General features: G+C 59.6%; 9 protein-coding genes. 6 read left to right on the top strand and 3 right to left on the bottom strand.

What is annotated here, in order from left to right:
* Positions 1–91: 91 nt before the first annotated feature.
* The gene (locus PseuLF5_RS27345) at positions 92–2,542 is read right to left on the bottom strand and encodes a glycogen/starch/alpha-glucan phosphorylase (protein WP_123470669.1); all 2,451 of its coding nucleotides are present in this window, start codon (positions 2,540–2,542) and stop codon (positions 92–94) included.
* Between the two features lie 260 nt (positions 2,543–2,802).
* Here PseuLF5_RS27345 and PseuLF5_RS27340 point away from each other — a divergent pair, with 260 nt between their 5' ends.
* Positions 2,803–3,240, top strand: a complete 438-nt coding sequence (locus PseuLF5_RS27340; protein WP_007961740.1) for a YkgJ family cysteine cluster protein — start codon at positions 2,803–2,805, stop codon at positions 3,238–3,240.
* 278 nt (positions 3,241–3,518) lie between these two features.
* Here the strand turns inward: PseuLF5_RS27340 and typA are convergent, their stop codons facing one another.
* Positions 3,519–5,339: a translational GTPase TypA gene (gene typA, locus PseuLF5_RS27335; RefSeq protein ID WP_003220792.1), complete on the bottom strand. Its 1,821-nt coding sequence runs from the start codon at positions 5,337–5,339 to the stop codon at positions 3,519–3,521.
* Between the two features lie 139 nt (positions 5,340–5,478).
* A complete protein-coding gene (thiI, locus tag PseuLF5_RS27330; protein ID WP_128616286.1) occupies positions 5,479–6,933 on the bottom strand; it encodes a tRNA uracil 4-sulfurtransferase ThiI in 1,455 nt (484 codons plus the stop codon).
* Positions 6,934–7,261: 328 nt separating this feature from the next.
* Between thiI and glnA the strand changes: the two genes are divergently transcribed.
* The 5 genes from glnA to ntrC all read left to right on the top strand — a co-directional run bounded on the left by glnA (position 7,262) and on the right by ntrC (position 12,829).
* The gene (glnA, locus tag PseuLF5_RS27325) at positions 7,262–8,668 is read left to right on the top strand and encodes a glutamate--ammonia ligase (protein WP_007961736.1); all 1,407 of its coding nucleotides are present in this window, start codon (positions 7,262–7,264) and stop codon (positions 8,666–8,668) included.
* A 284-nt stretch (positions 8,669–8,952) separates the two neighbouring features.
* Positions 8,953–9,465, top strand: coding sequence for a DUF4124 domain-containing protein (locus PseuLF5_RS27320; protein ID WP_340135061.1), 513 nt, complete (start codon positions 8,953–8,955; stop codon positions 9,463–9,465).
* Positions 9,462–10,079, top strand: a complete 618-nt coding sequence (locus PseuLF5_RS27315; RefSeq protein ID WP_340135060.1) for a DUF4124 domain-containing protein — start codon at positions 9,462–9,464, stop codon at positions 10,077–10,079. The genes PseuLF5_RS27320 and PseuLF5_RS27315 overlap by 4 nt, the downstream gene beginning before the upstream one ends.
* A 231-nt stretch (positions 10,080–10,310) precedes the next feature.
* Positions 10,311–11,396: a nitrogen regulation protein NR(II) gene (gene glnL / locus PseuLF5_RS27310; protein WP_007909240.1), complete on the top strand. Its 1,086-nt coding sequence runs from the start codon at positions 10,311–10,313 to the stop codon at positions 11,394–11,396.
* Positions 11,393–12,829 (top strand): nitrogen regulation protein NR(I), encoded by a 1,437-nt coding sequence (gene ntrC / locus PseuLF5_RS27305; RefSeq protein WP_123470660.1) that lies wholly within the window; start codon positions 11,393–11,395, stop codon positions 12,827–12,829. Before glnL ends, ntrC begins: the two co-directional genes overlap by 4 nt.
* Positions 12,830–13,000 lie beyond the last annotated feature (171 nt).

The following is a 13,000-nucleotide window of genomic DNA, read 5'->3' as shown; positions in this document are numbered from 1 at the left end:
GCGCCTGCAGGGTTATGTGAACACCTGTGCAGGAGCTGCCGAAGGCTGCGATCTTTTCCGGCGCGCCGATTATATCGAGCCGGGCGAAAAGTTACTCCAGCGCTTTCCAGATATCCGTGGCGTACTCGCGAATCGTCCGGTCGGAAGAGAACCAGCCCATCCGCGCGGTGTTGAGCACCGCCGAACGCCACCAGTTATTGGAGTCGTGCCAATGCGCTTCAACGCGTTTCTGCGCTTCCCAGTAGGAATCGAAGTCGGCACAGACCAGGAAGCGGTCGTAGTCCACCAGCGAGTCGATCAGCCCGGTGTAGCGTGAGGTGTCATCCGGCGAGAACACGCCGCTGCGGATCGCTTGCAGCACGTCGCTCAAACGATGCGACGCGGCAATGTCCGGCGCCGCACTGAACTCGTGATTCTGTTTGCGCGCTTCAACCTGCTGCGCACTGAGGCCGAAGATGAACATGTGCTCGGCCCCGATGCGTTCGCACATTTCCACGTTGGCGCCGTCGAGGGTGCCGATGGTCAGCGCGCCGTTGAGGCCGAACTTCATGTTGCTGGTGCCCGACGCTTCGAAACCGGCCGTGGAAATCTGCTCGGACAAGTCCGCCGCCGGAATGATGCTCTCGGCCAGGCTGACGTTGTAGTTGGGCAAAAACACCACTTTCAGCAAGCCGCGCACCGTCGGGTCATTGTTGACGACACGGGCGATGTCGTTGGTCAGCTTGATGATCAATTTGGCCTGGTGATAACTCGCGGCCGCCTTGCCGGCGAAGATCTTCACCCGCGGCACCCAATCGACTTCGGGCTCGGCGCGAATCGCCTGATACAGCGCCACGGTGTGCATCAGGTTGAGCAACTGGCGCTTGTATTCGTGGATCCGTTTGACCTGCACGTCGAACATCGCTGCCGGATTGACCGCGATGCCCAACCGCTCGTGAATCAGATAGGCCAAGGCTTTCTTGCTGTGCAGGCGTTGCTCGGCGAAGGCTTTGCGGAACGCGGTTTTCTCGGCGAACGGTTCGAGGTCGAGCAGGCGCTCTTCGGGATTATCGAGAACCTCCGGACCGAGTGCGTCGACCAGCATCGAGGTCAGCTCGGAGTTGGCCTGGAACAACCAGCGGCGGAAGGTGATGCCGTTGGTTTTGTTGTTGATCCGCTCTGGATAAAGCTTGTGCAGTTCGGCGAATACGGTCTTGCGCATCAACTGCGTGTGCAACCCGGACACGCCGTTGACGCTGTGCGAACCGAGGAACGCGAGGTTGCCCATGCGCACCCGGCGACCGTTGTCCTCTTCGATCAGCGACACTGCGCGCAGCACGTCGAAATCGTGAATGCCCTTGGCTCGCAGCGAGTCGATGTGCTGGGCATTGATCAGGTAGATGATCTGCATGTGCCGCGGCAGCATGCGCTCCATCAGACCGACCGGCCAGGTTTCCAGCGCTTCCGGCAGCAGCGTGTGGTTGGTGTACGACAGCGTGTCGACGGTGACTTGCCATGCCGCATCCCAGGCCACGTCGTAGACATCGACCAATTGGCGCATCAGTTCGGCGACAGCAATCGAGGGGTGCGTGTCGTTGAGCTGAATCGCTGCGTGATCGCCCAGGGTCAGCACCGAGGTGTGCATGTTGCGATGACGACGCAGCAAGTCCTGCAGAGAGGCGGCGACAAAGAAGTACTCCTGACGCAGGCGCAGCTCCTGCCCCGCTTCGGTGCTGTCCGCCGGGTAGAGCACGCGGGAGATACTTTCAGCCCGGGCGACTTCAGCAACCGCACCCAAGTGGTCACCGGCGTTGAAGCGCTCCAGGTGCAGGTCTTCCATGGCGCGTGCGCGCCACAGGCGCAGGGTATTGACGCTCGCCCCGCGCCAGCCGACCACCGGTGTGTCGTAGGCAATCGCGCGTACCGTTTCCGCTGGTGACCAGACCTGCCTGGTCTTGCCGCTGGCATCGGTGACGGTTTCGACGCTGCCGCCGAAGCCGATGCTGTACACCACTTCCGGACGCTCGAACTCCCACGGGTTGCCGAAGTCCAGCCAGTGTTCGGTCTGCTCCTGCTGCCAGCCATCGACGATGGCCTGACGGAACAAGCCGTGTTCATAGCGAATCCCGTAGCCATGCCCGGCGATGCCGAGGGTCGACATGCTTTCCATGAAGCACGCCGCCAGCCGGCCGAGGCCGCCGTTGCCGAGTGCCGCATCTGGCTCAAGCAGGCGAATCCGCTCCAGATCGACACCGAGCTCAGTCAGCGCTTCACGGGCGACATCGAGCAGGCCAAGGTTGCTCAGGCTGTCGTAGAGCAAACGGCCGATGAGAAACTCCAGCGAGAGGTAATACACCCGCTTCTGGCCTTTGCGGTAAATCTGCCGTGTGTGGTCCATCCAGTGTTCGACCATGTGGTCGCGGGCCGCCAGGGCAATGGCCTCGAACCAGTCATGGTCGAAGGCGTGATCCGGGTCTTTGCCCACTGCATAGGTGAGCTTGGTCAGGACGGCGTCGCGGAATGCGGCCACCTCTGCTTCGCGAACTAGTGGTTCTTGAGTCATCGATAGGACCTCGAGCGAGCGGGAAATTGTCTGAGCCTAGACGGTCTGACCGACGGTAGAGGCGCAGGTTCTGCAGTATTTCCGAAGACGGTGAGATAGCCCGACATAACCTTGGCGAGTGGGCTAATGAATGCAGGGGTTGTGCCGAATTGTCCGGCCGCCGGCCTGTCTGTAGAAAAAATCTGGCGAAAGGTTGTTCAAAAATCCACCAGTCCCGGTATGATCGCGCGCCCTGATGCATACACGCCTGGTAACTCCCGATGATGAAGCCCAACCTGATTGCCGCCGCCGAGATCGACCGTCTCGATACGTGGGCCAAATATTCGGCCCCGATGTGCGGCTCTTGTGTCTCCAGCTGCTGCACGCTGCCGGTCGAGGTCAAGATCAAGGACCTGGTGCGCATCGGCGTGGTCGACGAGTTCGAGCTGGGCGATCCACCGAAGAACATCGCCAAGCGTCTGCAAAAGGAAGGGCTGGTCGAGCGCTTCAACCAGAAGTCGGGGATCTTCACCCTGCAGCGCATGAGCAACAACGATTGCTACTACCTGGATCGTAAGAGCCGCCTGTGCACCATTTATGACAAGCGCCCGGACACCTGCCGCAACCACCCGAAAATCGGCCCGCGTCCGGGGTATTGCGCGTACAAGCCGAAAGAAGTCGAGCGGGTGCAGAATTCGCGGTCGATCGAGAAGTTCTAAAAGCCAACCCTCACCCCAGCCCTCTCCCGGAGGGAGAGGGGGCCAACCGAGGTGTCTGGCGCTATACGTCGACCTGAAAAATCCAGTCGATTATGGATTCATCACAGCATTTTCAGGTCGGCGTACTTCTCAAGCATCCCAAATTCAGTTCCCTCTCCCTCCGGGAGAGGGCTAGGGTGAGGGGCTTTTGATCTTCAAGGCCCCATCTGCACTTCCCCCAGACAAACAAAAACGCCCCCGGTCTCGCGACCGGGGGCGTTTTTTATTCCAGGGCTAAATTACGCCTTGGCTTTCTTGGCAGCGCGGGTACGCTCGCTTTCGTCCAGGATCTTCTTGCGAAGACGGATGGACTTAGGCGTGACTTCGCACAGCTCGTCTTCCTGGATGTATTCCAGAGCCTGTTCCAGGGTGAAACGAACAGGTGGTACCAGAGCGATGGTTTCGTCTTTACCCGAAGCACGCATGTTGTCGAGCTTCTTGCCTTTGGTTGGGTTTACACCCAGGTCGTTGTCGCGGCTGTTCTGACCAACGATTTGACCGTTGTAGATCTCCTGGCCGTGTTCTACGAACAGCTTGCCACGAGCCTGCAGGGTTTCCAGCGAGTAGGTCAGTGCCTTGCCGGTTTCAACCGAAACCAGAACGCCATTCTGACGGCCGGACATGTGGCCCGACTTCACTGGAGCGTAACGGTCGAAGATCGAGGTCAGGATGCCAGCACCGTTGGTCAGGGTCAGGAACTGGTTACGGAAACCGATCAGACCACGAGCAGGGATGTTGTATTCCAGACGAACACGGCCCTTGCCATCCGGCACCATGTTGCTCAGGTCGCCCTTACGCAGACCCATCTCTTCCATGACCTTGCCCTGCGATTCTTCAGGGATGTCGATGGTTACGTTTTCGAACGGTTCCTGCTTCACGCCGTCAACTTCACGGATGATCACTTCAGGACGGCCCAGGGCCAGCTCGAAGCCTTCGCGACGCATGGTTTCGATCAGTACCGAGAGGTGCAGCTCACCACGGCCGGAAACCTTGAACTTGTCAGCCGAGTCGCCTTCTTCAACGCGCAGTGCAACGTTGTACAGCAGCTCTTTGTCCAGACGATCCTTGATGTTACGGGAGGTCACGAACTTGCCTTCTTTACCGCAGAATGGCGAGTCGTTTACCTGGAAGGTCATGGAAACGGTTGGCTCGTCAACGGTCAGTGGCTTCATCGCCTCGACGGTGTTGATATCGCACAGAGTGTCGGAGATGAACAGCTCGTCGAAGCCGCTGATGCAGACGATGTCGCCGGCCGCTGCTTCTTCAACGTCAATGCGGTGCAGACCGTGGTGACCCATCAGCTTCAGGATACGACCGTTGCGGCGCTTGCCGTCGGCGCTGATAGCGACAACCGGGGTGTTCGGCTTGACGCGACCACGAGCGATACGGCCAACACCGATAACACCCAGGAAGCTGTTGTAGTCCAGTGCGGAGATCTGCATCTGGAACGGACCGTCACGGTCAACGGCCGGAGGCGGAACGTGATCGACGACCGCTTGGTACAGCGGAGTCATGTCTTCAGCCATGGCGGTGTGATCCAGACCGGCAATGCCGTTCAGGGCCGAGGCGTAAACCACCTGGAAGTCCAGTTGTTCTTCGGTCGCACCGAGGTTGTCGAACAGGTCGAAGATCTGGTCCAGAACCCAGTCCGGACGCGCGCCTGGACGGTCAACCTTGTTGATTACCACGATTGGACGCAGGCCGGCTTCGAACGCCTTCTTGGTCACGAAACGGGTTTGCGGCATAGGGCCGTCTTGAGCGTCAACCAGCAGCAGAACGGAGTCAACCATCGACATTACGCGTTCAACTTCGCCGCCGAAGTCGGCGTGGCCCGGGGTGTCCACGATGTTGATGTGGTAGCCGTTCCAGTTGATGGCGGTGTTTTTCGCCAGAATGGTAATACCGCGCTCTTTTTCCTGGTCGTTGGAGTCCATCACGCGCTCGTCGTTGAGCTCGTTGCGCTCCAGGGTGCCGGATTGACGCAGGAGTTTGTCTACCAGGGTGGTCTTACCATGGTCAACGTGGGCAATGATGGCGATGTTACGTAGATTTTCGATCACTTGTGTATCTCGATCAGAGGATTCGGTTTGCTGACAAGTCTTGGCAGCGATTAACAGTAGTGTCCGGCATGGCCGTTACAGCTTGACGGCGGTGTCGGGGGGCCGGTGACGCAGGCCACAGGCAAACAGCCCCGGGCACTTAGCTCGGTCGATAAACGCGCACATTGGCATGCCCCTCACTGAGCAAATGGTGAGCATGCAGGCGACTCATCACGCCTTTGTCGCAATACAGCAGGTACTGGCGAGTCGGATCCAGCTCCTTGAAACGAGCGTTCACTGCGTAGAACGGCATCGTCTGTACTTCTACGCCAGCGATTTCCAGCGGCTCATCCTCGGCGGCATCCGGGTGACGGATGTCGATGACGATCTGACCGGCCAGTGCTTCGCTGACTTCTTCAATCTGTACGTCCTGGCCCAATTCGTCGATCACCCGATCGATCGGCACCAGTTTGGCGTTTTCGAGCGCACGCTCGAGCACCGCCATGTCGAATTCTTTCTCTTCGTGCTCAACACGACCGCGTTTGGCGGCTGTCTTCGGATTGACCGAAATGACCCCGCAGTACTCCGGCATGTGCCGGGCGAAATCGGCGGTGCCGATCTCGTTGGCCGTGTCGATGATGTCCTGCTTGTGCGCCACGATCAGCGGACGCAGGACCAGCTTATCGGTCACGCAGTCGATCACCGACAGGTTCGGCAGCGTCTGGCTCGACACCTGGGAGATCGCTTCGCCGGTCACCAGGGCATCAATGTGCAGGCGGTCGGCAATGGCGGAGGACGCGCGCAACATCATACGCTTCAATACGACGCCCATATGACTGTTATCGACTTTGCCGAGAATTTCGCCCAACACTTCTTCGAACGGAACACTGACAAATAGCACGCGTTGCGAGCTGCCGTACTTCTTCCAGATGAAATGCGCGACTTCCATCACGCCCAATTCGTGGGCACGACCGCCCAGATTAAAGAAGCAGAAGTGCGCCATCAGGCCACGGCGCATGATCTGGTAGGCGGCAACGGTCGAGTCAAAGCCGCCGGACATCAATACCAGCGTCTGCTCCAACGCGCCGAGCGGGTAACCGCCGATGCCGTTGTGCTGGCTGTGGATGACGAACAACCGTTTGTCGCGAACTTCGATGCGCACTTCGATTTGTGGCGCTTTCAGGTCGATACCGGCAGCACCGCACTCACGGCGCAGCTTGCTGCCGACGTATTTTTCGACGTCCATCGAGCTGAACGTGTGCTTGCCCGCGCGCTTGCAGCGCACCGAAAAAATCTTCCCGGCCAGTGCATCACCGTAGTGCTGTTTGCACTTTTCGGTGATGTCGTCGAAGTCGCCCAGCGGGTACTCGTCGATCTGCAACAGGTGGGCAATGCCCGGCATGCAGCTCAGACGCTCGACCATCTCTTTCTGGGCTTTGGCGTCGGCTACGCGGGTTTCCAGCTCGAGGTTGTCCCACACACCGTTCACCACCACAGCCGGGTCCAGATCGCGGAGCACGGCGCGGATGTTTTTGGCCAACTGGCGGATAAATTTCGTCCGGACAGGTCGACTCTTGATGGTGATCTCGGGGAAGACTTTTACGATTAGTTTCATGAAAACAGCGCGCGCAGGGCCAGCCGAAAAAGGGGGGCGCGGATTATAGCGGAAATTGCTCAAGGTTTAACCAGTTAATGTGCATAAGGTTTTGCGCGCACCAAAACAGGTCATTTTCAGAATCGAGCGCTACATTAAAGGGCGAGATTTTCGCCTTTCTGGCGATTTGCTCCATTAGAAGCGTGAATTTGGGGCAAAAAACCCATGCTGGGGCACTGGCATGCAATTTGCTCCCTTGTGAGGCAGGTTGCCTTGGCAGAGTATCTGCGCCGGCATCACCCATATTAAGGGCATCCACTACCAAGCCCTAAGCCACCCGGAGGACACTATGTCGAAGTCGGTTCAACTCATCAAAGATCATGACGTCAAGTGGATTGATCTGCGCTTCACGGACACCAAAGGCACTCAGCACCACGTGACCATGCCGGCTCGCGATGCGCTGGAAGACGACTTCTTCGAAGTCGGCAAGATGTTCGACGGTTCCTCCATCGCTGGCTGGAAAGGCATCGAAGCCTCCGACATGATCCTGCTGCCGGACGACGACACTGCCGTGCTCGACCCTTTCACCGAAGACGCCACCCTGATCCTGGTGTGCGACATCATCGAACCGTCGACCATGCAAGGTTACGATCGTGACCCGCGCGCCATTGCTCACCGCGCCGAGGAATACCTGAAGACCACCGGTATCGGTGACACCGTCTTCGCCGGTCCAGAACCGGAATTCTTCATCTTCGACGAAGTGAAGTTCAAGTCGGACATCTCCGGCTCGATGTTCAAGATCTACTCCGAACAAGGTTCGTGGATGTCCGACCAGGACATCGAAGGCGGCAACAAAGGTCACCGTCCTGGCGTCAAAGGTGGCTACTTCCCGGTTCCGCCGTTCGACCACGACCACGAAATCCGTACTGCCATGTGCAACGCACTGGAAGAGATGGGCCAGACCGTTGAAGTTCACCACCACGAAGTGGCGACTGCCGGTCAGAACGAAATTGGTGTCAAGTTCAACACCCTGGTGAAGAAAGCTGACGAAGTTCAGACTCTGAAATACGTTGTACACAACGTTGCCGACGCTTACGGCCGCACCGCGACCTTCATGCCGAAGCCACTGTACGGCGACAACGGCTCGGGCATGCACGTCCACATGTCCATCGCCAAAGACGGCAAGAACACCTTCGCTGGCGAAGGCTATGCCGGCCTGTCCGAAACCGCCCTGTACTTCATCGGCGGTATCATCAAGCACGGTAAAGCGCTGAACGGCTTCACCAACCCGGCCACCAACTCCTACAAGCGTCTGGTGCCAGGTTTCGAAGCCCCGGTAATGCTGGCCTACTCGGCTCGCAACCGTTCCGCCTCGATCCGTATTCCTTACGTCAACAGCCCACGCGGCCGTCGTATCGAAGCACGCTTCCCGGATCCGGCTGCCAACCCGTACCTGGCATTCGCAGCTCTGCTGATGGCCGGCCTGGACGGTATCCAGAACAAGATCCACCCAGGCGATGCCGCTGACAAAAACCTGTACGACCTGCCGCCTGAAGAGGCGAAAGAGATCCCACAAGTTTGCGGCAGCCTGAAAGAAGCCCTGGAAGAGCTGGACAAGGGCCGTGCGTTCCTGACCAAGGGCGGCGTGTTCTCCGACGACTTCATCGACGCTTACATCGCGCTGAAATCCGAAGAAGAAATCAAGGTTCGCACCTTCGTACACCCACTGGAATATGAGCTGTACTACAGCTGCTGATCCGGTAGCGCCGCGCTAAACGGCGTGACAAAAAGAGGCCTCCTTCGGGAGGCCTTTTTTATCGCCCGGATTTTATGGCCGCCCCATATTCCTGCAGGAGTGAGCCTGCTCGCGATAGCGGTGGGTCATTGCAAGTGAGAGTGACGGATACAACGTCATCGCGAGCAGACTCACTCCTACGGGAGATTTTGGCGTCCGAATGATTTCCGGATCTGTCTCGGGTTGGGCCAACCGCCGCACCTCGCCTATGCTGCACCCCATCGCTTTCTTTCCCGGTCGATTTCATGGGTCGCACCTTTCTCTACATCCTGCTGCTGATCGCCCTGCCCGCCGCCGCGCAGATCTACAAGTACACCGACGCCAACGGCCACACGGTGTACAGCGACCGTTCGCCGGACGGCGTACAGGCGCAGCCAGTGGAGCTGCCGCCGCTCAACAGCGTCGAACCACAGGCACCGCGCGCCCCGGCGCCCGCCAGCACGGACAATCGCCCAGCGGCCCGCAACGCTTATGCAGTGCTGGAGCTGACCGGCCTGCCTACCGAAGAAGCCCTGCGCGCCAACAACGGCACCTTCACCGTCAACGTGCTGATCAAGCCGCGCCTGCAGTCGCCGCACCAACTCAGGCTGGTATTGGACGACGCGCCTTACGGCCAGTCGAGCAACGTGCCGATCCTGCAACTGGTGAATATTGATCGCGGGGAGCATCGTCTCGCGGTGCAGGTGATCGACGGCGAAACGATCATCCAGCAGAGCCCGGCGGTGACGTTCACCGTGCAGCGGGTGCACACGCCATGAGGATTTTCTGGCTGATCCTGTGCCTGTTCGCTCTGCCCGTTCACGCCGAGGTCTTCACCTATGTCGATGCGCAGGGCAATCGCGTCTACACCGACCAGCCGCGTGGCGACGCCAAGCGTGTGCCCATCGCGACCAGCAACCGCATGTCGGCTAATCCCACGGCGGCTGCGCCGCTGCGCGCGACACAAAAATCCCCGGAACCACCGCTGTTCCACTACGACATGCTGCGCATCCTGATCCCCGAGCCGGATGCGACCATTCGCAGCAGCGCGGGCGAGGTGATCGTCAGCGTCACCAGCGAACCGGGCCTGCAGCAAGGCCATCGCTACCGCCTGCTGCTCGACGGTAAGGCCACTGGCGAGCCAGGCCTGAGCCCGGTGTTCCCGTTGAGTAACATCGACCGTGGCAGCCACCACTTGTCGGTGGAAATCCTTGATGAACAGGGCCGCATCGTCGAACGCACCGCCAACCAGCCGTTCCACATGCTGCGCATCTCGCTGGCGCAGAAACGTCAGGTCAAACCCTGCGTCAGCGAAGACTACGGCGTACGCCCGGAATGTCCGCTGAAAGACAAACCGCCCGAGCCGAAAAACCCCTTCCTGCGTTTCTTCTAACGCCGTTCAGCTTTGCGCACTATATTGGTGCAATAGACTGCACCGTACCCACATTCCAACCCATTTTGGTTCGAAACTTCCCGTTCCAGCCGCAATGGCGCCACGCAAACGAGCGTCAAACGCCCGTTTCAGGGGTTGAACGCTTCTTTTCGGAGCCTTGGTTTGGTTTTTGCATTTTCCGTTTAACGACGCCTGCTTCTTGCGCACGCTCCGCCCCCAAAAGAGGCTCCGATGACTATTAGCGACGCAATCCACCGTTTGCTGCTCGACAACCTGACCACCGCCACCATTCTGCTCGACGCCGAATTGCGCCTCGAATACATGAACCCGGCGGCGGAAATGCTGCTGGCCATCAGCGGCCAGCGCAGCCATGGGCAGTTCATCAGCGAGCTGTTCACCGAGTCCACCGAAGCGCTCAACTCGCTGCGCCAGGCGGTGGAGCAGGCGCACCCGTTCACCAAACGCGAAGCCATGCTCACCGCCCTCACCGGCCAGACCCTGACCGTGGACTACGCGGTGACGCCAATCCTCAGCAACGGCGCAACCATGCTTCTGCTGGAAGTGCACCCGCGTGACCGGCTGCTGCGGATCACCAAGGAAGAGGCGCAACTGTCCAAACAGGAGACCAGCAAGATGCTGGTGCGCGGCCTCGCCCATGAGATCAAGAATCCCCTCGGCGGCATCCGCGGCGCGGCGCAGTTGCTGGCCCGCGAACTGCCGGAAGACAGTCTGCGCGACTACACCAACGTGATCATTGAAGAGGCCGACCGCCTGCGCAATCTGGTTGATCGCATGCTTGGCTCGAACAAGCTGCCGTCGCTGGCCATGTGCAACGTCCACGAAGTGCTGGAGCGTGTCTGCCAATTGGTCGAGGCGGAAAGTCAGGGCTGCATCACGTTGGTGCGCGATTACGACCCGAGCATTCCCGACGTGTTGATCGACCGCGAGCAAATGATTCAGGCCGTGCTGAACATCGTGCGCAACGCCATGCAGGCGATCAGCAGCCAGAACGAGCTGCGCCTGGGCCGCATCAGCCTGCGCACGCGAACGATGCGCCAGTTCACCATCGGCCACGTCCGCCATCGTCTGGTGACCAAGATCGAGATCATCGACAACGGCCCGGGGATCCCGGCGGAACTTCAGGAAACCATTTTCTTTCCCATGGTCAGCGGTCGTCCGGACGGTACCGGACTGGGCCTGGCCATTACCCAGAACATCATCAGCCAGCACCAGGGCCTGATCGAGTGTGACAGCCATCCAGGCCACACCACGTTCTCGATCTTTCTGCCACTGGAACAAGGAGCCACATCGACATGAGCCGTAGTGAAACTGTGTGGATCGTCGATGACGACCGTTCTATCCGTTGGGTTCTGGAAAAGGCCTTGCAGCAGGAAGGCATGACCACCCAGAGCTTCGACAGCGCCGATGGCGTGATGAGTCGCCTGGCCCGCCAGCAGCCTGACGTGATCATTTCCGACATCCGCATGCCCGGCGCCAGCGGCCTCGACCTGCTCGCACGGATTCGCGAACAACACCCACGGTTGCCGGTCATCATCATGACCGCTCACTCCGACCTGGACAGCGCCGTCGCCTCCTATCAGGGCGGCGCATTCGAATACCTGCCCAAGCCGTTCGACGTGGATGAAGCAGTATCCCTGGTCAAACGCGCCAACCAGCACGCGCAGGAACAACAAGGCCTGGAAGTCGTGCCCGCGCTGACCCGCACCCCGGAAATCATCGGCGAAGCGCCGGCGATGCAGGAAGTGTTTCGCGCCATCGGCCGCTTGAGCCACTCCAACATCACCGTGCTGATCAACGGCGAGTCCGGCACCGGTAAAGAACTGGTGGCCCACGCCCTGCACCGCCACAGCCCGCGCGCGGCCTCGCCGTTTATCGCACTGAACATGGCGGCGATCCCCAAGGACCTGATGGAGTCCGAGCTGTTCGGCCACGAAAAAGGCGCGTTCACCGGCGCGGCCAACCTGCGTCGCGGCCGCTTCGAACAGGCTGACGGCGGGACGCTGTTCCTCGATGAAATCGGCGACATGCCCGCCGATACCCAGACGCGTCTGTTGCGGGTTCTCGCGGACGGCGAGTTCTATCGCGTTGGCGGGCATGTGCCGGTCAAAGTCGATGTGCGGATCATCGCCGCGACGCACCAGAATCTGGAAACCCTGGTACACGCCGGGAAATTCCGCGAGGATTTGTTCCACCGCCTCAACGTGATCCGCATCCACATCCCGCGTCTGTCGGATCGTCGTGAAGACATTCCGACCCTGGCCAAGCATTTCCTCAGCCGCGCCGCGCAAGAATTGGCGGTCGAGCCGAAGCTGCTGAAGAGCGAGACCGAGGAATACCTGAAAAACCTGCCGTGGCCGGGCAACGTTCGGCAGCTGGAGAACACGTGCCGCTGGATCACCGTAATGGCCTCCGGGCGCGAAGTGCATATCAGCGATCTGCCGCCAGAGTTGCTGAGCCTGCCGCAGGATTCGGCACCGGTCACCAACTGGGAGCAGGCGCTGCGCCAGTGGGCCGATCAGGCCTTGGCCCGTGGCCAGTCGAGTTTGCTCGACAGCGCGGTGCCGGCGTTTGAGCGGATCATGATCGAGACCGCGCTCAAGCACACAGCCGGTCGGCGTCGTGATGCGGCGGTATTGCTCGGTTGGGGTCGCAACACCCTGACGCGCAAGATCAAGGAATTGGGGATGAAGGTTGATGGTGGCGATGATGAGGAGGGGGATGAGGGTTAAGGCGCCGTTCGCTTAAAACCTTCTTCGCCTTCGCCATCCAGCCCCTCACTGATCTGGTCAAACGTTCCTGGACACAGTTATAGGGTTTTATCCCTTTTCATGCCGCCAGGGCTTCCATGTCTACCGGAGTTCGATAACCGTTGTGACTGTGTAGCCTGATCCGATTGTAAT

This window comes from Pseudomonas sp. LF-5, assembly GCF_037626295.1.
In the GTDB taxonomy this organism is placed as follows: Bacteria; Pseudomonadota; Gammaproteobacteria; order Pseudomonadales; family Pseudomonadaceae; genus Aquipseudomonas; species Aquipseudomonas monsensis.
The sequence above is the reverse complement of the archived record's forward strand: the minus strand, read 5'-3'. Positions and strand labels throughout refer to the sequence as shown.